The following is a 571-nucleotide window of genomic DNA, read 5'->3' on the forward strand; positions in this document are numbered from 1 at the left end:
GCATGTTTGCGCCAGGGCTATGCTGCTGAAGATTTGCGCCACCTGTACCGGCTGTTGGATCAACTCATGCGTTTGCCGCCTAGCATTGATGAGCCAGTACGTGCTACAATGCGTCAAATTGAACAGGAGGAGCGTGGTATGACCACTTTTGTAACCAGTATCGAACGGCTGGCCGGTGCCGAGGGTGAGGTCAGGGGCGAACGCAAAGTTGTGATGCGCCAATTGGAGCGCAAATTGGGTTCGCTCAACGCGGCATTGGAGGCAGAGATTGCGGCACTCGACGCCACCCAGTTGGATGCCCTGAGCGAGGCGTTACTCAGCTTCACAACCCAAGCGCATCTTGATGCGTGGCTGCAAGGGCAGCGCGAGGGGTGGGATGTGGCTGCTCCTGAGACGTCTGCCTATGTCCAGGCTGAGCGCGACATGGTGCTGCGTCAGTTGAAGCATAGATTTGGCGGACTCAGTGAGGCATTGGCAGCGCAGGTTATCGCCTTGTCTCCTTCGCTGTTGGCACCGTTGAGTGAGGCGCTATTGGATTTCACAACAGAGACTGAGCTTGAGGTGTGGCTGC

1 protein-coding gene is annotated in these 571 nt (G+C 57.1%); it reads left to right on the forward strand.

All coding sequences use genetic code 11. From position 1 onward, the window contains the following. Positions 1-571: DUF4351 domain-containing protein (locus CJ255_RS22270; protein WP_124682066.1), on the forward strand; the 571-nt coding region annotated here is incomplete at both ends.

The organism is Candidatus Viridilinea mediisalina, from assembly GCF_002532535.1.
GTDB classification, from domain to species: Bacteria; Chloroflexota; Chloroflexia; order Chloroflexales; family Chloroflexaceae; genus Viridilinea; species Viridilinea mediisalina.